At 41.2% G+C, this 22788-nt stretch carries 25 protein-coding genes; 13 read left to right on the forward strand and 12 right to left on the reverse strand.

The window, feature by feature from the left end; translation table 11 throughout:
* Positions 1–14: 14 nt before the first annotated feature.
* On the forward strand, positions 15–296 hold the full coding sequence (locus P4361_RS05390; protein ID WP_328088517.1) for a hypothetical protein: 282 nt from the start codon (positions 15–17) through the stop codon (positions 294–296).
* Positions 297–493: 197 nt separating this feature from the next.
* Here P4361_RS05390 and P4361_RS05395 read toward each other — a convergent pair whose 3' ends face one another.
* From P4361_RS05395 to P4361_RS05405, 3 genes are all read right to left on the reverse strand, one after another.
* The gene (locus P4361_RS05395; RefSeq protein WP_328088518.1) at positions 494–1957 is read right to left on the reverse strand and encodes a DUF4173 domain-containing protein; all 1464 of its coding nucleotides are present in this window, start codon (positions 1955–1957) and stop codon (positions 494–496) included.
* Between the two features lie 65 nt (positions 1958–2022).
* Complete coding sequence (locus P4361_RS05400) at positions 2023–2670, reverse strand: hypothetical protein (protein WP_053355219.1); 648 nt, start codon at positions 2668–2670, stop codon at positions 2023–2025.
* The gene (locus tag P4361_RS05405) at positions 2657–2998 is read right to left on the reverse strand and encodes a PadR family transcriptional regulator (RefSeq protein ID WP_053355218.1); all 342 of its coding nucleotides are present in this window, start codon (positions 2996–2998) and stop codon (positions 2657–2659) included. Before P4361_RS05405 ends, P4361_RS05400 begins: the two co-directional genes overlap by 14 nt.
* Positions 2999–3265: 267 nt before the next feature.
* Between P4361_RS05405 and P4361_RS05410 the strand changes: the two genes are divergently transcribed.
* The 6 genes from P4361_RS05410 (at position 3266) to wrbA (ending at position 8489) form a co-directional block, all read left to right on the forward strand.
* The gene (locus tag P4361_RS05410; RefSeq protein WP_328088519.1) at positions 3266–4108 is read left to right on the forward strand and encodes an alpha/beta hydrolase; all 843 of its coding nucleotides are present in this window, start codon (positions 3266–3268) and stop codon (positions 4106–4108) included.
* A gap of 141 nt (positions 4109–4249) precedes the next feature.
* Positions 4250–5104, forward strand: a complete 855-nt coding sequence (locus tag P4361_RS05415) for a dimethylarginine dimethylaminohydrolase family protein (protein ID WP_328088520.1) — start codon at positions 4250–4252, stop codon at positions 5102–5104.
* Positions 5105–5295: 191 nt separating this feature from the next.
* Positions 5296–5988, forward strand: coding sequence for a YqcI/YcgG family protein (locus P4361_RS05420; RefSeq protein ID WP_328088779.1), 693 nt, complete (start codon positions 5296–5298; stop codon positions 5986–5988).
* A gap of 105 nt (positions 5989–6093) precedes the next feature.
* Entirely contained in the window at positions 6094–6768 is a 675-nt protein-coding gene (locus P4361_RS05425; protein WP_328088521.1) for a GNAT family N-acetyltransferase, read from the forward strand.
* Positions 6769–6976: 208 nt separating this feature from the next.
* Positions 6977–7753 (forward strand): rod shape-determining protein MreC, encoded by a 777-nt coding sequence (mreC, locus tag P4361_RS05430; protein ID WP_053355213.1) that lies wholly within the window; start codon positions 6977–6979, stop codon positions 7751–7753.
* Positions 7754–7877: 124 nt separating this feature from the next.
* Positions 7878–8489, forward strand: a complete 612-nt coding sequence (gene wrbA / locus P4361_RS05435) for an NAD(P)H:quinone oxidoreductase (RefSeq protein WP_328088522.1) — start codon at positions 7878–7880, stop codon at positions 8487–8489.
* A 156-nt stretch (positions 8490–8645) separates the two neighbouring features.
* On the opposite strand, the gene P4361_RS05440 is transcribed toward wrbA, so the two are convergent.
* Together P4361_RS05440 and modA are read right to left on the reverse strand one after the other, a co-directional pair.
* Positions 8646–8972, reverse strand: a complete 327-nt coding sequence (locus P4361_RS05440) for a hypothetical protein (RefSeq protein WP_328088523.1) — start codon at positions 8970–8972, stop codon at positions 8646–8648.
* Between the two features lie 158 nt (positions 8973–9130).
* Positions 9131–9928 carry a molybdate ABC transporter substrate-binding protein gene (gene modA, locus P4361_RS05445; RefSeq protein ID WP_062235772.1) on the reverse strand — a complete coding sequence of 266 codons (798 nt, stop codon included), beginning with the start codon at positions 9926–9928 and terminating at the stop codon, positions 9131–9133.
* A gap of 148 nt (positions 9929–10076) precedes the next feature.
* Between modA and P4361_RS05450 the strand changes: the two genes are divergently transcribed.
* The 3 genes from P4361_RS05450 (at position 10077) to P4361_RS05460 (ending at position 13014) form a co-directional block, all read left to right on the forward strand.
* Positions 10077–10988 carry a helix-turn-helix transcriptional regulator gene (locus P4361_RS05450; protein ID WP_328088524.1) on the forward strand — a complete coding sequence of 304 codons (912 nt, stop codon included), beginning with the start codon at positions 10077–10079 and terminating at the stop codon, positions 10986–10988.
* 407 nt (positions 10989–11395) lie between these two features.
* Positions 11396–11578 (forward strand): aspartyl-phosphate phosphatase Spo0E family protein, encoded by a 183-nt coding sequence (locus P4361_RS05455; RefSeq protein ID WP_053355208.1) that lies wholly within the window; start codon positions 11396–11398, stop codon positions 11576–11578.
* A 188-nt stretch (positions 11579–11766) separates the two neighbouring features.
* Positions 11767–13014: a helix-turn-helix transcriptional regulator gene (locus P4361_RS05460; protein WP_328088525.1), complete on the forward strand. Its 1248-nt coding sequence runs from the start codon at positions 11767–11769 to the stop codon at positions 13012–13014.
* 46 nt (positions 13015–13060) lie between these two features.
* Here the strand turns inward: P4361_RS05460 and P4361_RS05465 are convergent, their stop codons facing one another.
* The 6 genes from P4361_RS05465 to P4361_RS05490 all read right to left on the reverse strand — a co-directional run bounded on the left by P4361_RS05465 (position 13061) and on the right by P4361_RS05490 (position 19107).
* Complete coding sequence (locus tag P4361_RS05465; protein ID WP_328088526.1) at positions 13061–13696, reverse strand: DUF2306 domain-containing protein; 636 nt, start codon at positions 13694–13696, stop codon at positions 13061–13063.
* 871 nt (positions 13697–14567) lie between these two features.
* Positions 14568–15008, reverse strand: a complete 441-nt coding sequence (locus tag P4361_RS05470) for a cupredoxin domain-containing protein (protein WP_425590229.1) — start codon at positions 15006–15008, stop codon at positions 14568–14570.
* Between the two features lie 439 nt (positions 15009–15447).
* Complete coding sequence (locus tag P4361_RS05475; RefSeq protein ID WP_328088528.1) at positions 15448–16212, reverse strand: SurA N-terminal domain-containing protein; 765 nt, start codon at positions 16210–16212, stop codon at positions 15448–15450.
* A gap of 130 nt (positions 16213–16342) precedes the next feature.
* Positions 16343–17746, reverse strand: a complete 1404-nt coding sequence (locus tag P4361_RS05480) for a hypothetical protein (protein WP_328088529.1) — start codon at positions 17744–17746, stop codon at positions 16343–16345.
* 151 nt (positions 17747–17897) lie between these two features.
* On the reverse strand, positions 17898–18488 hold the full coding sequence (locus P4361_RS05485) for a DedA family protein (RefSeq protein WP_328088530.1): 591 nt from the start codon (positions 18486–18488) through the stop codon (positions 17898–17900).
* A 22-nt stretch (positions 18489–18510) separates the two neighbouring features.
* Positions 18511–19107 carry an undecaprenyl-diphosphatase gene (locus P4361_RS05490; RefSeq protein ID WP_328088531.1) on the reverse strand — a complete coding sequence of 199 codons (597 nt, stop codon included), beginning with the start codon at positions 19105–19107 and terminating at the stop codon, positions 18511–18513.
* Between the two features lie 185 nt (positions 19108–19292).
* On the opposite strand from P4361_RS05490, the gene P4361_RS05495 reads away from it, so the two are divergent.
* The 3 genes from P4361_RS05495 to P4361_RS05505 all read left to right on the forward strand — a co-directional run bounded on the left by P4361_RS05495 (position 19293) and on the right by P4361_RS05505 (position 21695).
* The gene (locus P4361_RS05495; RefSeq protein ID WP_328088532.1) at positions 19293–19994 is read left to right on the forward strand and encodes a response regulator transcription factor; all 702 of its coding nucleotides are present in this window, start codon (positions 19293–19295) and stop codon (positions 19992–19994) included.
* 1 nt (position 19995) lies between these two features.
* Positions 19996–21354, forward strand: coding sequence for a sensor histidine kinase (locus P4361_RS05500; RefSeq protein ID WP_328088533.1), 1359 nt, complete (start codon positions 19996–19998; stop codon positions 21352–21354).
* 137 nt (positions 21355–21491) lie between these two features.
* Positions 21492–21695 (forward strand): hypothetical protein, encoded by a 204-nt coding sequence (locus P4361_RS05505; protein ID WP_328088534.1) that lies wholly within the window; start codon positions 21492–21494, stop codon positions 21693–21695.
* Positions 21696–21762: 67 nt separating this feature from the next.
* Here the strand turns inward: P4361_RS05505 and P4361_RS05510 are convergent, their stop codons facing one another.
* Positions 21763–22509 (reverse strand): hypothetical protein, encoded by a 747-nt coding sequence (locus tag P4361_RS05510; RefSeq protein ID WP_328088780.1) that lies wholly within the window; start codon positions 22507–22509, stop codon positions 21763–21765.
* Between the last annotated feature and the right edge of the window lie 279 nt (positions 22510–22788).

Consider the following 22788-nt stretch of genomic DNA (forward strand, 5'->3'; position numbering starts at 1 on the left):
TTAGGGGGGATACAATGAAAAATGTAATTGTATTCATCGTTACATCAGCAGTAATCGTTTTGGTTAATGTAGTCTTCTCATTTGTCATAAACGTCCATTTTATTGATTTAGCGTTCATTGTAGGTTTGCTTTCAGCTGTTGTTTTTAAGTTTTTTACTTCATCCGGCGGTTTAACGTCCAATATGATTCGGCTTCAGGCACAGGCACAAACAGGAATGAAGGTTGAGGAGAAAAAAAAGCCTACACACCTGGCATTCCGTTTTATACCGCGATTGCCTATACGCTCAATTCTCTAATTGCTACAGTTGTCTATTACAAAGAGTATTTATAAATAAGGGAACGAAGCGAGGAAAAGGGGCTGTCCAAGAAGNNTGTCACGCTAGTCCCGCAGGGTCTCGCACCTTGCACTCCAATCAACTTTTCATTGAAGATTTTTCACGTCAAAGGAGCTGCCTGAAGGTCAATTTTCGACTTTCAGGACAGCCCCTTAGTATTACTTGCTGAACTCCTGAAGCCGTTCCTGCACAGAGCGTTTCACGATGTTAAACGATTGCCAGGAGTGATCTTCTGCAAAGGTGTACTTTTTTCGGTCCGATAAAGCTTTCTCCAAACCTGGCAGATCTGGATGGCTTTCATACAGGTCCAGCAATCCGTGCACTCCCGTATAAGAAAGCGAATCGAGATAATAAATATCTATTTTTCCTGTGTCTTTGTATCGCTGCAAGTTCTGGTCTACCACAAACTGATCAATGTTCACCATGTTTAATAACGTGTAATAGACAAGGGAAGAGATCAGGTAGAAGCGGATCAGCGAAAGCCTTTCAATCCATACATTGACCAAAGTATAAAGGAAGATAACACCCAGGAAAATCATGAACGAGTGAGGCAATACCCTCGCGAGTGTGTATCCGTAGGCACTCTCGTACAACGACAATCTCATAAAAGCTGAAATTAGCATGACTCCGCTAACGGCTACCAATAAAGTGAGCATGACTTTGATGAAGAGCCTAATGCCTTTGCCGCTCTCTTTACTGAACGAGAGCGTCCCGATCAAAAAGGTTAGGTTGATCATGGTAACAGCCATCAGCTCGAAAAAGCCTCGGCGTGCATATTCTGCAAACGTATAGCTGTCCTGTAAATTGCCGCTGAAAAAATATTGAAACTGAATGGTTACAAAAAGAACGTAAACCGCATTGATCATAACGAGAAGCGTCGAAACGATAACAGGATCCCAAAACTTTGGCTTACCGTTCATTTCAAGAAGGGCTGGCGGCTCCCACTTTGATTTTAACAGTTGTAAAAAACCAAAGAATCCAAACGTATAGAGCAGGACTACGATCGTTCGAAAGCTTCCTTCCAGCAAGTTGACATGAACAAAGAGAGAAGGGAATCTGTCGATCACTTGGCTGAACTCTGAATCTGCCGAAGAAAGGAGATTAACAACGATCAGAAGCAGCGGAACCGAGATGAGCAGGCCGATACCAATTTTGGTGATCACTTGATAAGCTTTGTTGTCGACCTTTGTCTTCACATTTTCTTTTTCTTTTGCAAAAAAAGCGATGTTGTAAGGAAAGAGTGCGAACAGCTTAGAAAACGTATAAGGTATGAAGGAAAGGCGATACCAGTCCATAGTGGGCGATCCAGTAATCAAAATGACGTGCAAAATGACCAAGACGGGAATGACCAAAATATTCAGTGCATAAAACAGCGTGTTGCAATAAAGAAAATAGCCGGCGGAAAGCAGCCAGATACAGAAGAGCAGCAAAAAGCCAATCCGCCGGTTGGTGAACGGAAATCCTCTAAACCGCCAAAAGAATGCCCAATAAAATGCCGTAACAAAAAGGAAATAGGAAATCCCGATCTCCCCGTGAAAAAAGGAAAGCTCAGCCAATAATCCGAGCAAGGCGCATATCACTAAAAAAACCAAATCACTCTTTGAAGTTTGAATCTCCATCATGATCATATTCCTCCTATATCGTTTTTCTATATACTGAGTAATTCTATGTAGTTAACCAAAAAAAATTAAAGTGACTGTTTTTTCCCCCATCGGAAGGCGATCCAGCAAATCGGGTACAGTAGAATGGTGGCTGCGATACACAACATAATAAATGTAGTGGAGAGGAGCGGATGAAACCATTCATGGGGTATGATGCGAAACAGGACGAGGAGCATCAAGACCAGGTTGGGAAGAACGGAAATAAGGAACGTCTTTTTCAGCAGCGGCCGTCCTCTTGCTCCAAAGTTTTTTCCGATTTCGTAACCGAGAAATGCCCAAAACCCCATGTAAAGCATCATGATGATGAAAGGAATGGAGGTTAGGGAGCGCCAGACAGCTTGAATCCATGTGTATTCATTCAGAAGATGAGCGAAAGTCAGTAAACTTCCTGCCACAAAAAAAGCAGCGTTCATCAAAAGAAAAAGGTAGAAGGTCTTATTGGGTGTAACAGAGAGCTCTTCCTTCCACATGGAGGCAACTTCCTTCGGATGTCCAATCACCTCTGAAAAAAGTAAATGCCACTCTTCCGCCGTCTTTTTTTCGTCTTCTTTTTCTGCCACTAGCTCATAGAGATGGGCTTCGTAGTCCTGTACAATGCTTTCTCGCTGGGGGTGTTTCTTTAATTCCTTTTTTAATTGCTGTAAATAATGTTCTTTAGCTTCAAGATGGATCATGCTCCGGACCTCTCATCACCTTGTTTATTACTTGAACGAATTGCTCCCATTCGGATGTCTTTTCTTTTAGCATCTGTATGCCTTCTTCGGTAATCCGGTAGTATTTTCGTGCCGGGCCCTTTGCTTGTTCTTGCCAGTAGCACTCAATGTATTCCTGCTTTTCAAGCTTGTGAAGGGCAGGATAGAGAGTACCTTCTTTCACCTGCAGATGCTGGTCACTTCGTTTTTCCAGCTCTTTTACAAGCTCATACCCATACATATCCCGCTCAGCCAGCAGTTGAAGAACAATCAAGGAAGTACTGCCTTTTAAAAGTTCACGATTAAACATTTATTTTCACCTACCTAGAATTAAAAGGTATAGTAGCATCTTAGCATAAATAGGGAAAAATGTTCAAGTAAAGTTTGGAAAAACCATGCTATACTTAATTGGGGGGAATTCCCTTTTTTTAATGCAGTGAAAAGGAGGCCTCGTCATGATTATCAAGTGGATCAAACAAAGATAATTAAGGGTGCAGGCTAAATACTCCGTAGAGAGTTTATTGATCTGCGCCAAAAATACGGCGGTTGGATAATAAAAAACACGGAGGTATTAAACATGAGAGAACAAATACTGAACATTAATAAAGTAGAGATATGTACAGAATGCTTTGGAAATCCGAAAGCTCCTGCGATGCTGCTGATCATGGGAGCGATGTCTTCTTTAGACTGGTGGGATGAGGACTTCTGTCTCCGCCTCGCAGATTCAGGGCGGTTCGTTATCCGCTACGATCATCGGGATTTAGGAAGATCAACCGTTTATGAGCCAGGCACGTCAAACTATTCGATAACGGACTTGGCTGATGATGCAGCTGGTGTATTGGATGCTTATTCTATTGAAAAAGCCCATATTGTCGGGATGTCGTTGGGCGGTATGATCGGCCAAATCCTTGCTTTGAGGTATCCGGAACGTGTGCTCTCTCTTTCAGTCATTGCTTCAAGCGTGTTTGGAACGGAGCAGGAGCAGCTGCCGCCGATGGATCAGAAAATACTGGATTATCATGCGAAAAGTGCAACGTTGGATTGGTCGGATCGGGCGTCTGTTATTTCTTTTCTCGCGGATGGCTGGAAAACACTAGCCGGTTCCAAGCCATATGAGCAGGAGAGAATGTATAAGCTGGCGGAAAGAGAAGTTAACCGGGCGAAACAGCTGACGAGCCGATTTAATCATGCGATGCTGCAGGGCGGCGGGGAGTATTTTGATAGAATGGGTGAAATCAGCGTTCCTGCTGTTATTATTCATGGCACAGATGATCCTGCTCTTCCATACGAACACGGGCTTGCTCTCGTGAAAGCCATCCCCCATGCAGAATTGGTGACGCTAGAAGGATCCGGGCATGAGATTCATAGTGAAGACTGGGATCAAATCATAGAATCAGTTATAGACTTGAGTTCGCGATAAAAGAATAGGTGAACAGAAGCAGCCGTTTAACGCAACGGCTGCTTTTTTTTTGCGTTGAGTCTCACTTATTTTAAATATGCTGTTTAACCTCGAGAGGAAAACGGGAAATATCACAATAAATCATTGAATCGGGGGTACAGAATGGCCATCACACTCAAACCAACAGAAAAAGTAGCGTGCAGGAGCGAGTATGATTCACTCGCCCGTGTAGTCGTATGTGAACCAAAATTTATGCATATCTCTGAAGTTATTAATGAAACACAGCGGCATTATGCAGATGAAAATATAAACAGGACATTAGCATCCAATCAGCATCAGAATTTTGTCCGAACCCTTCGATCTCATGGAGTTGAGGTGATTGAACTTCCCCCTCATCAGGAATTTCCTGAGCAGGTATTTACACGTGATATTGGCTTTACACTGGGGTCCACTATTTTTGTTTCTTCTATGGGAAGTAAAATCAGGCAAGGTGAGGAAGACATATTAAAAGAATGGCTGGGAAACAAAAATGTCCGCCTTCAAAAGATTTCTGACGGAAAGATGGAGGGCGGAGACGTGCTGGTTGATGGGGATACGATCTATATTGGTGTAAGCGGCCGGACAGCACAGTCATCTATCCAGTCTTTGCGGGAAAGGCTGCCAGAACACAAGGTGGTTTCCATGCCGTTTAATCCAATGTATCTGCATCTTGATTGTGTATTCAACATTCTTTCATCCACGGAAGCACTCGTATTTCCGCAGGCATTCCGTAAAAAGGAACTGGACTTTTTAGCCAAAAGATATGATTTGATTGAAGTCAGCAAGGAAGAACAGTTCTCGTTAGGCACGAACGTACTCTCCATTGGGGATAAAAAAGTGTTCAGCCTGCCAGTGAATCCTAAGGTGAACAGCAATCTTCGAAAAAGAGGATATGAAGTCATTGAAGTCGACTTATCTGAGATCATCAAATCAGGCGGATCGTTCCGCTGCTGCACATTGCCTATCTTAAGAAAATAAGCAAGTCATATAGAAATGGAATGCCGCCTTTAAGGTGGCATTTTTTACATTTGATCGTGCAGTTTAAACGAAAAGGTCTCAGGGTACTGTTTCATATAACTACAATAGCTGAGTCAGTAATTTGAATCTAGTGGATGCATGGAGGGATATGCTTGAAAACAGCGAATAAATATCTTCTTGAAAAAGAAGATATGATAAACCCGGAAATCGTTCCGGAATGGGTGATTCGAGAATACAAAAACTTTCATGAGACAGTGACAGATAAAACGTTTCCTTGCTATTTCGGCATGAATGCGGAAAAGAAGGGCGAGCTGCGGTATGCCTATGTTTCACAGGGAGATTGGTCAAACTTGCCTGGAGCCGTCGAAGAATTTATCCAGCTGTTTGATGCACCGAAACTCATTCGCTACGGATTATTTGTTTTTGTAGAGCCGGAAACAGAAGAGAAATCCATTCCTTACTACAGGGAATATTTCTGGAACCTGCTTCAATACATGCATGATCTGGATGAGAAAGATTGGCCTGAGGATAAGCCTACAGATCCGGATCATTATTTATGGAACTTTACCTTTGCAGGAGAGCCGTTCTTTGTGTTCGGAAATGCACCAGCCTACAAACAGAGAAAAACAAGAGACCTTGGCAACAGTCTTGTACTTGGGTTCCAGCCGCGAAGAATATTCGAGGGTCTTGAAGGAACATCGAAAGGCGGAATCATGTCACGGGATAAGGTTCGGGAACGGGTGGAAAAGTGGGATAACCTGCCGACACATCCGAATATCAGCCATTATGGCGACCCTGAGCACCGTGAGTGGAAGCAATACTTTATCGGTGATGATGTAAAACCAATTGAGGGCAAATGCCCCTTCCATCATAGAAAAAATTAAGTCCTCATTGCTGGTGCCAGGCACCCCATTTACACACTTGTGTAATTGAGGTGCCTGGCACCAATTTGCGTTATAATAGTAGAAGTTTAAAGGGGGAAATGCAGGATGACGATTCAATGGGAACAGATGAGAGGTCAAAATTCAGCTAGGATGGATAAAGTGCTGGCGCTGTACGACCGGTCATTTCCCTTGGAGGTAAGAGAACCTCATGATGTATTTTACAGCGGCTTTCAGTATGCACAGACCGCTGCTCCCAATCAATTCTGTTTGCTGATCGGCGTGGAAGGGGACCAGCTTTTGTCATTTGCAGCCGGGCACTATTTAGCAAAAGTGAATACAGGCTTTGTTATTTATATCGCTGCAGACCCCAACCACCGAAACAGGGGCATGGGATCAAAAACACTTGCTAAAATGGAAGACGTCTTTAATGAAGCAGCCATTTTAGCGGGGAAGAGCAAGGTGAGCGGCATTATCTTGGAAACAGAAAAGGAAGAAGAAGCTGCTACAACAATGGAAGAAATGGAATGCAGAAAACGAATGCAGTTTTTTGCCAAAAACCAATACCAACCCTGTCTTGGTATAGACTATGTGCAGCCTCCGCTTCATCCGGATGGCCCCACAGTGCCTCTTAATCTTCTATTTAAGAATTTGGACGGTGAAAATGTCCATGATGAACATGTACGGGAGATTGTCCAAAAGATCTACGCTGAAAAGTATGGCGCGGTGAATAAAATTGAAAACACGATTCTAGGGAAGTGCCTGAAACAGATGGGCATCTAATAATTGTGTGTAAATATTTATATATTCATGGTCCATTTGACAAATAACGATAAGATGATAGTATTGTGTGATCTGTTTATATTCAACTATGTTAATATATGGTAGGAGAAATAAATTATAAATTGTCTTGCAGGCGGCAGCAGATCAGAAGCATTTTGCTGCCTTTTACTGTGATTGAAACAATAACATGAAAGGTGAATTTTCATTCATGAGATTTTTAAGTTTTAAATTTCTGCTTTTATTATTTTGTACGGCTGTTTTAGCCGTTATGCTGCTGTATTACTTCACAAATATTAATATTCCTGGAAAACAACCCATTCTTAATGTCATTCATAATGTTAAAGATATGGCTTCCATCGAAAAAGAAAATAAGATCTTAAAATCAAAGCTCCAGGAACAGGAATCTCTTTCTGTACAAAAAGTGGAACTTGAAAAAGAAAATAAAAACCTTCAAGCCGTTGTAGATAAAACTAAAGAAGTGGAACAATACGATCCCTTGCAAGCCAGCGTTATGTACAGAAATTCTGATTCATCCAGCTGGTATGAAACCGTTGTTATTGATAAAGGAAGCCAAGACAAGGTTCAAAACAATATGGCTGTTATCACGAAAGACGGATTGATCGGAAAAATAACCAATGTAAAACCAACATCCTCAGAAGTCAAGCTGCTCAGCAGCAAAGATAAAAGATACCGTATCTCTGCCTCCATCAAGGGAAAAAAGAACATCAACGGTATCCTGAACGGCTACGACCCGAGCAATAAATATTTAATGGTACGAGACATTTTGAATAAAAACATTAAAAAGGGTGAAAAGGTAGTAACTTCAGGATTGGGCGAGATTCTGCCGCCTAACCTGGATATCGGAACCATCGTCAAAGTGAAACCGGATCCCTACGGACTGACAAGCATTGCTTACATTAAACCGTCCGCCGACTTTTATGACATCAATCAGGTTGTCATCCTCAGATCGTCTGCCAATCAATAAGATCTTTCCGAAACGTTATAAGGTATTTTCTAAATCTGCTTATTTACTTTAAATGACAGGTTTAAAGTGCGGACAATAGGATATTAAAGAGATATGTACTTTTATAACGAAGGAGATGGATTGCATGTCAAACGTTAAACTGGCGGTTATCTATTACAGTTCTACTGGAACCAATTACAAGCTGGCGAATTGGGCTGCGGAAGGCGGAAAAGAAGCAGGAGCAGAAGTAAAAGTGGTAAAAGTGCCTGAACTTGCACCACCTGAGGCCATTGAATCAAATGCTTCATGGAAAGCCCACGTAGATGAGACGAAGGATGTTCCTGAAGTCTCTCTAAATGATTTAGAGTGGGCAGATGCCATTATATTCAGCATCCCTACCCGTTTTGGAAACGTGCCTGCTCAGGTTAAGCAATTTCTCGATACGACGGGCGGCCTTTGGTTTAATGGAAAACTGGTAAATAAAGTGGCCAGTGCCATGACATCTGCCCAGAATCCGCATGGCGGACAGGAAGCTACAATCCTTTCTCTATATACAACGATGTACCATTGGGGTGCTATTGTGGCGACTCCGGGTTATACGGATCCCGTCTTATATGGAGCTGGCGGCAATCCATATGGAACCAGTGTTACGGTAGACCAAAATGGAAACATGAAGGATGATGTGAAAGATGCCGTCATTCACCAGGCAAAACGGACAGTGACGGTTGCTGAGTGGGTCAAAAAAGGAAATCAATAAAAAATAAACATTTTAAAGAAATAGGCTGTCCAGAAAGTCGAAAANNCCGCCGGTGCTTGCACCAAGAGGCTCACCGCACGCCCCGCGGAAAGCGAGCAGCCTGGAACGGAAATCAACAGCTTACAGACTTCTTGGACAGCCCCTTTACCTCTTCCATTACGATGCGGGTCCTCCTCTGCCTGAAGGAGCAGCTGGTCCACCCGGTGCTGCACTGCCTGCAGATGGAGCGCCCGGTGCGGCAGGTGTTAACGGCACGGATGCCCCAGCCTGCGCGGGAGTAGCAGGGGCAGGTGGTTTCGTTTGAAGCGTACCCTGAACCGGAGTCAATAAAGGACCAACAACGAGTGAGGTAGGCGGGGTATCGAAGGCCGAACCAGTTGAGATTGATTCAGCGTCACCGATCAATAAGATGGAGGAGATGCTGACACCCACAATATTGACCTCATGTACAGCGAGTTTGCGGTTGATCACTTTAACGTTCAATCCCTCAGCTCCTGTCCCAAGGTAGGAATGTGTAATGCATACTATATGTATGGAGAAGGCTAATTCTTTATGAATGTTTTTTACGCATACGCAGGCCTAAAATATATTATTAAGGAAAGGCAAAAGGCAGACCCACCGGTGAGAGGATCTGCCTTTTCTTAATTGATCTTTTTAAATCCGTATTTTTCAAGAGTCTTTACGGACGAATCGCTCTTAAGAAATGTATAGAATTTTTGTGCCTCTGCTTTATGTTTTGAGTCTTTGATGACTCCTAATGGGTAAACGATTGGAGAGTGAGATTCAGGATCAGCGGAAGCAGCTATCTTTACTTTTTTTGAAACCAGTGCATCTGTTCTATAAACGACCCCGGCATCGACATTTCCTGTTTCAACATAGGAAAGAACTTGACGCACATCCTTTGCATAGACCAGCTTTGGTTTTACTTCTCTCCATACCTTCATGTTTTTAAAAGATTCCAGGGCATATTGGCCGGCGGGCACGGCTTCTGGCGTCCCAATGGAGACCTTTTTAACAGAGTTGTTCGTTAAATCACTGAACGACTTTATCCCGGAGTCAGACCCTTTTGGAACAATCAGGACTAAATCGTTTCCTACTAAATCTGTCCCATCTTTCTTTTCAATACTTCCATCCTTTACAAGGGCTTCAAACTTGTCCTGAGCTGCAGAGAAAAACAGATCAACAGGTGCTCCTTGCGAGATTTGCTGCTGCAAGGTACCTGAAGCGCCAAAATTGAAGTGCAGGTTCACGTCGGGATGCTTTTTCTCGTATGTATGCTGAAGGTCTGTAAGAGCATCCTTTAGACTGGCGGCAGCAGAAATCGTTAAGTCGATTGTTTGTTTTTCTTTTGAAGCCTGATCCTTGTCCGATTGGCCCGTACAAGCTGTAATTGTCGTGAACAAAAAAAGAAGCAGAAGCAGGCTTACTGTTTTTTTCATGAGAAGATTCCTCCAATTACCAATATTCAATACATATTTATTATAACTGATTATAACTAGATATAACTAGTTATAATAAATGCGGTTAATCAGAATAAAAGAATACTTTTTCGATAAAAAAAGTTACACTTGGGAGTGGAGGGATTGTATGGATAAACCAGTATCATACACGATCGAGGAAGTATCCGCGTTGTTAAAAGTTTCAAAGCTGACCATTTATGATCTTATTAAAAAAGGTGAGATTTCGGCTTTCAGGGTCGGAAGGCAAATGAGGATTGACCATGAAGATCTTGTGGCGTATAAAGCAGGGAGCAGAACGGTAAAATCTTATTCCGAGAATGCAGTACCTGCGCTTCATTCGCATCAAACAGTAATCAGCGGCCAGGATATCGTGCTTGACTTGCTCAGCAAGCACTTGGAGCCTAAATTAAGAACACCTCCTTTAAGGCTGTATATGGGAAGCTTGAATAGTTTAATGTCGATGTATCATGGAGAGTGTGATCTTGTCAGTGTCCATCTGTACGATGGAGAGACCGGGCAATACAATGTGCCTTATGTAAAACGGATGCTGGTCAGCCAGCGTTTTGCGCTGATTAACCTAGTTTGCCGAAATGCAGGAATCTATGTGAGGAAGGGAAATCCTCTTCAAATCAAAACTTGGAGGGATTTGGCCAAGCCCGTTGTTACGATCGTCAACCGGGAAAAAGGTTCGGGGGCGCGGGTGCTGCTTGATGAGCAATTGCGGCTTCATCAAATTTCACATGAAAACGTTAAAGGCTATGAAACAGAAGTAACCAATCATCTATCTGTCGCCTCAGCGGTGGCCAGCGGACAAGCTGATGCAGGCATAGGCATTGAGAACGTGGCAAAGATGGCAGAAGTTGATTTTATACCGATGATTCAAGAACAATATGATCTTGTTATTTTAAAAACAAATGAAAATAATAACTTGCTTCATCATGTAATGAACACTTTATCCTCTTCGGATTTTAAATCACAGTTAAGCCAGCTGAAAGGCTATGATCTGCATCTTACCGGGCAAATCATCTATGAAACATAAGCGAAACCAGATTCTGTTCTTTAGAAATCTGGTTTTTTCTTTTATCAATTTTAAGGAAGAGTTAAGTTTCTCCTTCTAAACTGGCTGTAAGGTTGCTTCGGACACTACAGGGGCCGAGGGGCCGCGGAAGCCAGAAGGTGACCGACTGGATCAAGAATAACTGTGAAAAGGTGCTCTCAAAACCAAGCCCTCTATGTATACAAATGATAACTGCAGCGGCTCCTAATTGGAGCCGTTTTTTTTTCCTTTTTGTAGGATGTTGAGAAACTTTCAGCCAAATGGCCTAGAGAGCTGTTCGTTTTTCATAATATTTCTCAACCTGTTAAATGCTGTTTTAGCTACTATTGGATTATTTTTTGATTTAAGATGATGGTTAAGAAGATTTTAATAAATCAGGAGTGAATGGCATGAGTCCAGCGTTAAACAGGGAATTGCTAGAGTTGATTGAGAATAAGCGAACAGAAATGGTGCTTTCAGCAATGGAGAAAGGGTTTCATAGTGAGGAGACCATCAGCCGAGGAAATGAACTGAATGAACTATTAAACTGTTATCATAAGCTGCTTTCTATTCATTCCACGGACAGAATCTAGCGATTTGGCCCTGTTTTTAATACTTCCTCATCCTATTATTTGTTTCTCTTATCCTATGCCAGTCCCTTACACTGCTCCTTCTTCTTTACCAAACACTCTCTCACATATATTTAGATAGGGAAACTTATGGTAAAATCTTTAGCAGAGAAATATTTTCTGTCTTTAATGATATGAGGGGGAGGCAGCACGTGATTGACGGCAAAAAAATTTACTTTTACAGAATTAAAAAAGGCTTAACCCAAAAAGCTGCCTGTGAAGGAATCTGTTCGGTTTCATACTTAAGCAAAATTGAAAACAACAGCATTACAGCAAGCCCTGAAATTCTACAGTTATTATGCGAACGATTAGACATCGAAACTTCTTACGTGAGTGAAGAGTTCATCGAACAGTTAAAGAAAGAGATCTTTGATTGGTATCAGGATATAAAGTATAGAAACTCAGAAGATGCTCATCGGAAGTTTAAAGAATTTCAAACTCAAATCAGTCAATTGAATGATCTTGGACTAGTTAATCTTTTTAAAATTTTTTCAGTACGATATTACATTTATATAGATGAATACGATAAGGCGAAAGAACTGCTTAAACAGCTATCTAAAGTTAAAAAAATGTACACGACAGAAATGGAGTTTTACATTTTTCAGTTTACAGCCCATTATGAATATTTAATGGATAATTATAAAACTGCATTATACTATTATAAAAAAGCTTACCTGCTGGCTAATAAACTAAACATTCTTGATCCGGACATGATTTACCAAATAGCCAGTATTAGCAGTAGGCTAGGTTATTTTTCTCAAGCACTCTATTACGCTAAAACAGCACTTGAAGCATTTAATGCAGAAGCCAATTATTCGAAGAGCCTTGATTGTCATATTACACTCGGTATTGCTTATAGCCGATTAACGGATTTTGAAGCTGCCAAATCTCATTATCTGATTGCATTAAATGCGGCTACTTTCAACCCTGCATTAAAGATTATGATTCCTAATATTCTTCATAATATGGGGCATTCCTATTATCAAGCAGAACAGTATGATGAAGCAATATCCGTTTTAAAAGAAAGTTTTCAGAAGAAAAAGGGAAAAAATACAGCGGGAACCATTTGCTTAATAGCATATAACTTTTATAAGAAAAACAAAATAAAGGAAACCAATCAGTGGATAAAAAAAGGATATAAAGCAACAAACGAAGGCATTAATCCTACATATATTCGATTAAAAACACTTGAATTTAAACTCCTTCAACAGGAACAAACTGAGGAATATCAACAGTTTATTGAAGAAAAGGCAGTTCCATATCTTGAAAACAAACAGGACCGTTTACATTTGATTGAAATATATGAGGAACTGGCTATCTACTATTCCAACAAGTTTTCTTATAAAAATGCCAATCATTATTATGAAAAACTTAATCAGTTATACAAAGAGTCTTTATAGAATAAGCAAGGAGAAAAAATGTTATCATTTTTTCTCCTTTTTTTATTTATACAGAAAGCCTTGTGTTCACGGTTGCTGCTCTTTTTCTTCTCACATACCTCTCCGCCAGCCAAAGATTCATCAACATAGCAAGAAAAACAGCAAGCGGAAAGGCAAGAGGGAAGCCAGCACCTGCAACGACTGTAAGTAGGGGCAGAAATATCCGGAACGTGATAAAAACGAGGGTAACTGCATAGCTGCGAATCATCCATTCCTGGTGGCTGTTGATCTTCCGTTCCCTAATCCTTTTCAATCCAACAAAGGCAGTAATGAACCAGGCGGCATCAAGGCATAAGAAACCAATCGTCGATCCTATTCCGCCGGTGGCATAAAACGCCAAGTAAATACCGGCAGGGACACTGAGAAAAATGGAAGACACATAAATTCTTCCTATGATTCTGTGGATAGAAGTCTTCTTTCGGCTCGCTTTTAAAAATTGAAATGGTCCAGCTGCTAAAGCGATAGCGCCGGTTGCTATATGAATAAAGAAAAAAACCTGCCACTGGCTGTAGGGAAATCCAGGATCCTCAAGTTTTCCTGATACGATTCCCGACTGTTTAGGCCCGTACACAATGTACTGAATAACGATATAACCGATAAATAGAGCTACAACCAGATAAGAGAGCAACGTCTTGTAATTCATCCCCTTACGACCGCCAACATCCATTCCCCCTTCAGCTCAAGACACTCACCCTTAAATTATAGTGTAAGAAAAAGGATTTAAAAACATATTTTTGTAAATGAATGAATGGTTTTAAACAAATATAAATTTCAAAGTTACGTTATAAATGAGTTAGTCTATCAAGAATATGGCTAACCTGCTTCTGCAAAATCATAATCTGAATCTGTTACTCTATTTACATAAAGGGTCTGTCCGCTAATTCATTCCGAATCATCGCTGCATGAGAATGCTACTACCTTTTGCAATATCATTAGGTTGACATAGTCTTTGCATTGCCGGCATTTCTGTATCAAAGACATCAAAATTTCTCTTTATATTGGAGCCAGTGAAAATCATTCTTAACAATTCCATGCTTAGGAGACATTGCTGTTGAAATGCTTTTATTATGTATTCTATTCGAAAATAGTAAAATAAACATACTAATGATGTTCGCAAGGCTTTTTATTATTTCATTTTTTTAATAATATGGATCAATGATCAGCAAGAAGATTTTGATTTCCTGAGCCCCACTTAGCAGTCATTATGATCCCTGAAATTTTCCACACTTCATTTACTTTTAGCAGGGAATTATAGCAATTCCTTTTTACTCCACCCGACTATATGAAATTCAATTAATCGGCTGATTAGTGCAGGGCCAAAAGCGCCGCCCATTAATTCTTACTGCTCGCCAGAGAGGGAAGCAAATTTTAAAGAGGAGAATAAGGAATATCTCTGTATAAATAAAATTCTTTGACCTCCTATTAGTGTTGCCGTGACTATCATCCACAATCAACAAGCTATCCTAAATAAAAAGGCATTCTGAATATGATTTCAGAATGCTTTTTTATGTTTGCTAATCAACAACAAGATAGGCGATCATGGGACCGTTGTGGGAGATATCGGCATGTGTCTTGCAGATCAGACGGTAAATGCCTTCTTTTTTAAAACGCAGGTGCAGAACCGTTTCTTTCCCTTTAACGACATTTCCTTTAACATTCGTTCCCTCAATATAAAACGGATGTTCTTTGCCATTCACTCCATAGATGCTTAAAGTTACAGGCTTATTGTGAGGGATATGGATGGTTCCGGGGTCCCAGCGGTAAGCTTCGATTTCCTTGCCATTATCAAGCTTGGACTTAAATTCCCCAGTGACCATGTTGATCACAATTCTTTTTGATGCCGCTGGAGAACCAGCTGTCTGGACCGCTTCCGGCTTTACAACGTACCATGTGCCGAGCCCGATACCAATACATAAAATAAAGGCAAGTATCCATTTCCTTGGAACATACAGCACTTTCAAACATTCCACCTCCATTAGCTTGTCTTTTAAACTATATGTAGGGTGGGCGGATAAGTTGTTTTTAAATATAAAAAAATTTAGTTAGAGAGGCTTTTTGGAGAAAGTAGATGCTGTGCAAAGGTGTAAATACAGCTAAATTGCAGTTCGCTTAATATATTAATGCTGTTTTGTTCGTTATCTTATTTCAACACACCTTGTTTTGTTCACTATAGAAGTTCTTTTGAGGGCCGTTTATGCTTTGGGAAATTTTATTATCGAATTTAGAAATATATGATCGAAAATGCAAATTTATTATTGAAAGGAACGGATTTATTATCGAAATCCCAATTTTATTATCGAACAGGTTAAACACGACAGGATTTGACCGGTTTCAACCGAATCATTCCTCAAAAAAAGGAGTGACTCAATTCAAGTCACCCCTTCTCAAACCGTATTAGATTTTAATATCAATTTTTGCGTTTTTCTTAAGAGATTTTACGTGGCTCATCAGTTTTTCCTGTTTCTTTTGCTGTTCGAGCTGCTGCTTAATCTGCGGTTTTACTTCTTCCAGTTTTGGAGGCTTTTGGCCTTTGCCTGTTCCCTGCTTGGCATACTGATTGTAGTAATCCTGAATTTCTTTATCAGTTACTGTATTGGCAGGTAATTCTTTATCAATATACTTTTGAGAAGTAATTCCCTCCGCGATCTGAGCTTTTAACTGAGATTCAGAAAGGTTAGCCTGTTTGAGAGCGGCGGTAAAATTTTTCTCGCCTTTATATTGTTTTTTTGTTTTTTCAAGCTGAGCATTTACTTCAGCTGAGGATGCTTTATAGCCTTTTTTCTTGGCATCCTGCATGATCAGCGACTGTCCGATCAAGCTTTCAATCGTTTGTTTCTTTATCTGTTTTGCCGCTTCTTTAGAAGAAGGGTCTTGTCCCATCTGCTGCATCTGCATTTGGGAGGAGGAAAGAGCCTGGTTGTAGTCTTTGCCTTTGATTTTCTCATTGTTTACTGTCGCAACAACTTTTTTATTTCCTACTTTTTGAGCTTCAAGTTTTTTCTGCATTTCTTTCATTTGTTTTTCTTGCTTTTTCTGAGCTTGGGACGTTTTCGCTTTATCGTTGTTGTCCGAAGCCTTTTTCTCTTTATCATTTGATCCACAAGCCGTTAATGCTACGGCAAGTAAACACACCATTAGTACCGAAATGATTTTTTTCATCATTCCACTCCTTTCAAAACATCCTTGGTGCGCATTATAACGGATATAAGACAAAAAGGGAAATCAAAGGGTGTTAGTCAGAAAAAAAGAAAAACTCACACATTTTCATGTGTGAGTTTCTCCATACGGATCAGATGATAAACATAGCGACGATGGTAGTTACTACGAGACCGATGACAACCGGCAAAAGATTTCTCCTAGCCAGTTCAAAAGGATCAACTCCGCAAATAGCCGCAGCGGGTATCAGCGCCCACGGAATCAAGGTGCCGCCTCCTACCCAGATGGCTGCTATCTGCCCTAAAGCAGTAAGCACAGCTGCTCCTGCTCCAATGGAATGAGCAAACAAAGCGGCTATTGAACCAGCAAGCGATATACCAGAAAAACCAGAGCCGTCAAGACCGGTGATAGCACCCACTACGGTAAGCGTAACGGCACCAACCTCTTTGCTTAATGGCACAACAGAAGCAAGAGAGACGCCTAAGTCGTTGACGATGCCGTGAGAGTGTTTTGGCAGAAAATCACCGATGATTTTTATAAAACCTGCATCTCCCAAGTAAAAGAAGGCAGCGATCGGAATGACCGGGCCAAATACTTTAAAACCGAACTGAAAGCCTTCAATCAGGTAGCTTGTTGTTTTTTCAAGCCCTTCATTTTTGTGGCTCGCCATGGTGATGAGCAGAAGAATGAACACGGAAGTTCCACCGATCAGTGCGGTCGCGTCGCCGCCTTGAAGTTTAAGGATGTACATGGCGGCAACATCAAGAGCAAACAACAGAGGAATCAGCAAAGCAAACAAGCGTTTTTGGCCATCAGAAAGAAGGTTTATTTGGCTCTGAGGCAGTTCTTTTGGCTCGGCTGCGGTTGAAAGTCCAGTAGCTGCCGTTAATTTTCCGGATTTTAAGTCGCGTTTTAAAAAGTAGAAAGCAGCTAATGTCGTCACAACTCCCATAACCGCCACAAGAGGAATGCTGGCATGAATGACTTGGCTGACGGGGAGTCCGGCAGCATCCGCTGTCAGTTTGGGAGCGGCCTGGATGACATAATCACCAGACAATGCAATTCCATGTCCGAAGAGGTTCATCGCCATCGCCACACCGAGAGCGGGGAGCCCGGCTCGTATTGCGACAGGAAGCAGGACGGCTCCCATCAAGGCTACTGCAGGAGAAGGCCAGAAAAACCAGGAGATGATCATCATGAGAATTCCAATCGTCCAGTAGGCGAGAGCGGGAGTCCGTATCAGCTTTGAAAACGGGGAGATCATGACATCATTAATCCCTGTAGCCGTCAGCGTTTTGCTCATCGCCACGATAATCGAGATGACCAGGATAGTAGAGAGCAGCTCAGTGATTGCATAAGCAAAGCTGTTGAAGATGCTGCTGACGGAAGCACTTAACGAGCCTGTAGCCGTTATGGCAATTAAGAAGATCCCGATGATACAGACCAGGGTCGTATCCCGTCTTAATACCATAAAGCCGATAATCAAAAAGATGAACACGACATAAATCCAATGAAGCGCTGTAAGTTCAACGCCCATTTTTTTCTCTCCCTTCATCGTTTCATATTCCTTAAACGGGCTTATGCCCATGGTGGTGGTAATACAGAATATGTTTAGGTGAAGATATGGTGAGAAGGATTTATAAGACAAAAGCCCCAGCCCTGATATTTAAAGGGCTGAGGCTTCGAACTTAAATCGTTTTTCTTTTTTTAATCACAAAAACAGCAAGCAAGATGAATGCCATCAGCATCACAAGGATTACGCTGAATTTTGACATATACATCTCTATGGATTTCCATTGGTTTCCGAGAAGGTATCCAAAGGTCAGGAACGTAATGGTCCAGATCAGGGCGCCTGTATAAGCGAAAAAGGAGAATTTTCGGAACGAGTAACCATTTATGCCCGCAAGATAAGCGGTCATATGTCTTACACCCGGTATAAAGTAACCGATAAACAAAAGGAAGGGACCGTATTTATCATAAAGTTTTTTTGCTGTATCGATTTTATCCTCAGTAAGATGAAGTTTCGGGCCGAATTTCTTTAAAAACGGTAAACCTAATTTAACGCCTAAAAGATAGCTGATGGATATTCCTGCAGCCGATCCAGCCCATACACTGAGTAAAGCTGGAATGTAGGCCATCTCACCTTTAAAGATATGATATCCAATAAAAGTGAGGAACAGCTCGTCAGGTACAGGAAGCCCCACAATTCCTCCAATCAAAGCCATAATAATCCCGAAATAACCAAAATGTGCAAGAAGATAACTGATGTGCTGTTCCATGTGTGATCACTTCCACAATAGGTTATAGTTTTTCTTTTCTTTCAAGTTCATCTGTTTCAAAGAAATTTACTCTGCGGTACACGTTCAAGATAAACTGTACGAAAAATTCCAGCTTAGCTGAAAACCGCAAGACCAAATATCCACATGCATAAGCAATTACTGCACTGCCTGCAATATCAGCCGGGTAATGAACACCAACAAAGATACGTGAAATTCCAATCACCACCGCCCAGCAGAGGACAGGCACACGCCAACGGCTGCCCCTCATCCATAAAATCCATGCGATAGAGAATACTACTATGGCATGATCACTTACAAAAGAAGAATCCATGGAGTGTGGAATCAGTTTGTGTACATGGTGGACGGCAAACGGGCGTGGATGATAGTAAACAAGGTGTAAGATGAGATTCAGCAATAGCGCGAAGGCAGTTGTACATCCAGCATATATCGCGGTACGTTTATTTTCTATATGGTGTGACGTTCCTGGAATAAACCATAGCAGCAAGATCATGGCTACGGCTAAATAGGGCACACTGTTGGTCAGCAAAATCATACTTTTATCGAAAAAGACCGATTGATTTGCCAAGCTGTTGATCCATTGAAAGATAATATCATTCATACATTTCTCTCCTTACATACATAGAATCTCAGGTGTATATGATTCTGTATCAAAAATTAAGTATAGTTCTGTAAACTGAAAAAACACTGAAGGCCACATTAAAATTCAATTAAAATAAGAAGTTTGAAACGTGTCTCATGATAAAGTTGAAAAATAATAGTACAGCATTAAAGAGGTGAGATGGAGTGAAACAACGGATTCTAGTCGTGGAAGATGAAGTGCAGATTGCTAAAGTCCTTAAAATAGAACTGGAATATGAGGATTATGAAGTCCACATCGAGCATGATGGCTTGTCAGGACTGGAGAACGCACTAGGAGAAAATTATAATTTGATCCTTTTGGATGTCATGCTTCCGAAACTGAGCGGAATAGAAGTGTTAAGAAGGCTGCGAAAAGCAGGCAGCCATACACCGGTAATTTTATTAACTGCCCGAAATACAACTCTGGATAAAGTGATGGGCCTGGATCTGGGAGCGAACGATTATGTCACGAAGCCGTTCGAGATTGAAGAGCTGCTGGCGCGGGTGCGGTCCTCCATCCGCTATCACTCTTCCATCATCAGCTGGCAAGCGGACCGAAACGAGCAGCCGAAGCTTTCGATTAAGGATTTAAGTGTGAACACAGAATCAAGGGAAGTGACAAGAAGTGGAGAAAGCATATCACTTACTCCAAAAGAATATGACTTGCTTGTTTATCTTCTTCATCATAAAAATAAGATCGTTACACGCGAAGGAATATTAACGAATGTTTGGGGCTATGAATTTGAAGGAGAAACCAATGTGATCGATGTTTATATCCGGCACCTGAGGAAAAAACTCGAAGATGATTCATCCGATCCGTTAATTCAGACCGTTCGTGGTGTCGGTTACACCATGAAGGAGAAGTAAAGTGAAAATCACCACAAAGATCAACATCTTAACAACAGCCTGGCTGGTCTTTATCCTTCTCATCATGAATGTTCTTGTTTTTTTTACATTTATGAAAACCATCGGCAATATTGAAGAACGGTTCCTCATTCAGAAGGCTCACGAGATTATTAAAAAAACAGAAAATCAGGGTTCAGGAGTTCTGACTAAGGACTTGTTGGAAGTCTATCTGTCGGATCATTCTTTTATCCGTTTAGTAGATAAGAATTCAGTGGTCACCAAGCAAATTACAGATGATCAAGACTTGGCAAAGGTAAAAGCAAAATTTTCACCCAAAGAGGAATCCGAGCTCCGGCAGATCGGTGAAGAACAGTTCCAGTTTGTCCGCGTTCCCATCTCAACGAATCACAATGTTTCCTATACGATGGAGATTGCACAGAGGGTAACAGGGCTTGAAGTGAAGAAAGACAAGCTATTATCAATCTTAGCGGCATGTTCAGCCATTACGATTCTGCTCTCTTTGGCAGGAGGAAGGTTGCTTTCCAACGTGATCATGAAGCCAATCTCCAGAATGATTAGAACGATGGAGGACATTGAACAGAGCGGGGTTCCTAAAACGATATTTATCCAAAATCGATCGAAGGATGAACTCTATACCCTTGCCAACACATTTAATCACATGATCAGCAGATTGCAAGAAAATATTGAACGGCAGAAGCAATTTGTTTCTGATGCCTCTCATGAGTTGAAAACACCAATCACGGTTATTGGCAGCTATGCGAACTTATTAAGAAGAAGAGGATTAAAAAACGAAAAACTCTCAAAAGAAGCGATAGAAGCCATTCATCAGGAAGCGGTGAGGATGCAAAAAATGACAGAGACACTGCTTGATCTGGCCTCATCTGAAAACGAAACCTCATTACATGTTAAAAAAGTAAATCTTACTCAAGTTTGCGAAAGCCTTGCTAAACAGCTGAAAAGTATTTATAAACGGGAAATCCTCTTTCATCAGGAAAATCCGCCAGTGTTTGTTGAAGCTGATGAATTAAAGATGAAACAGGTAATCATCATCGTTCTCGATAATGCGATAAAATACAGCAAAGCCAAAATAGAAGTCACGGTCCGCCAAAAAGAAGGGCAAGCCTTTATTCATGTAAAAGATTATGGAATCGGTATACCAGAAGAGGATGTCACCCACATTTTTGAACGATTTTACCGTGTGGATAAGGCAAGATCCAGGGAAACGGGAGGAACAGGCCTCGGGTTATCCATTGCTAAAATCATTATGAAGCTTCATCGAGGCGATATTGATATAAAAAGCAGGGAAGGAAAAGGGACAGAGGTTGAATTACGAATTCCGATTTTTTACCAAACGACTTAAGAGGCATAACATTAAATTTTGCTGACGAGAACATTAATAATAAATGAAAAACCAAAAATAAAGGATTTTACATGCTACAGTTGACACAAGGTTCAGGTGAATTGAACCATCAAATCTTTTAAAAGAGGCGATACACTGTGGCTATTTTAGAAAAACTTCTTTCGCTCTTTCAATTTAGATCATCTTCATTAGAGGAGGATGAGTATATCTCATGTCCTGAATGTGAGGGAACGGGAGAATTTGATACAGATATAGCATGTGAATACTGTGACGGAAAAGGAAGGATTGAAGAAACAGAGTACTATGAAATGCTTACGAAAGGTGATTTTGAAGAATTATAAATAAAAAAATGTAAGCATACAAAAAAGCGCTCCTGAAAATGGAGCGCTTTTTATGCTAGCATAAAGGTTAACTTTCCAGCGGGGACTCATCTCTTCGTGTCTTCGTCAGATAAGAAACGAGAGCCAAAATAATAACCAGGAAGATCACACTTGTTCCAGTCGTTCCGAGACCAAGTCCTCCTGCATGGCGGGACTGTGAAAGAAAATCGCCGATTGAAGCGCCAAGTGGGCGTGTTAAAATATAGGCGATCCAGAAGGAAAGAACGGCATTCATGTTAAACTTGTAAAAAGCAAGGGTTACTAAAGCAATCACAGCAGCGAAAATAATTCCGGATTTCCAGTAGCCTAATCCCATATCTTCAGAGACAAGGTCTCCGGCTGCTGTACCAAGTGCAAAGGTAAACAAAATAGCGAGCCAATAAAAGGTTTCCCGTTTCGTTGTAAATATGGAGTGGATTGAAAGGGTCTTTTCACTGGCATACCAAGCAGCGAACGTAATGGCTAATACGATGGAAAAAACAATCGTCGATGTCACCAGAGGCACTCCGAAATGATCGGTGAGATTGTCGGTGATCAATGTTCCAACGACACTGATGAGCACGACCGCCAGCCAATAAATACTCGGTATATATTTTCTTGCTTTAAACTGAAAGACCAAGGTGATGATCAAGAGAACGCTCATGACATAGGTTGTATTGGTCAGTCCCCAGTGCAGCTTGAAGGTAAGAAAATCGGCTGCTGTTTCACCAACCGTTGTGGCCATAATTTTAATGACCCAAAAGAAAATGGTGACCTCCGGAACTTTATTCAGCATTTGGCGTCCGATTGAGGTTTGAGTGTTTTCAATGTTTTCCAAATCTATTTCCTCCTTTTTTATTGAAATGGATAATTACATCATCAACCATACTTAAGAGCAATTAAATTCACCTGAAAATTAAATTAAAAATGAATTAAAACGTATCTTTTCTAAAAGAATGTGCTTTGGGAACATTTTTGTGAAAAGTCTTCAATGATTGTTGATTGGAGTGCAAGGTGCGAGACTCCAGCGGGACGAGCGTGACAGGTGAAACCCGCAGGCGCTAGCGCCGAGGGG

Source organism: Fictibacillus sp. B-59209 (assembly GCF_036216745.1).
Classification (GTDB): Bacteria; Bacillota; Bacilli; order Bacillales; family Fictibacillaceae; genus Fictibacillus_C; species Fictibacillus_C marinisediminis.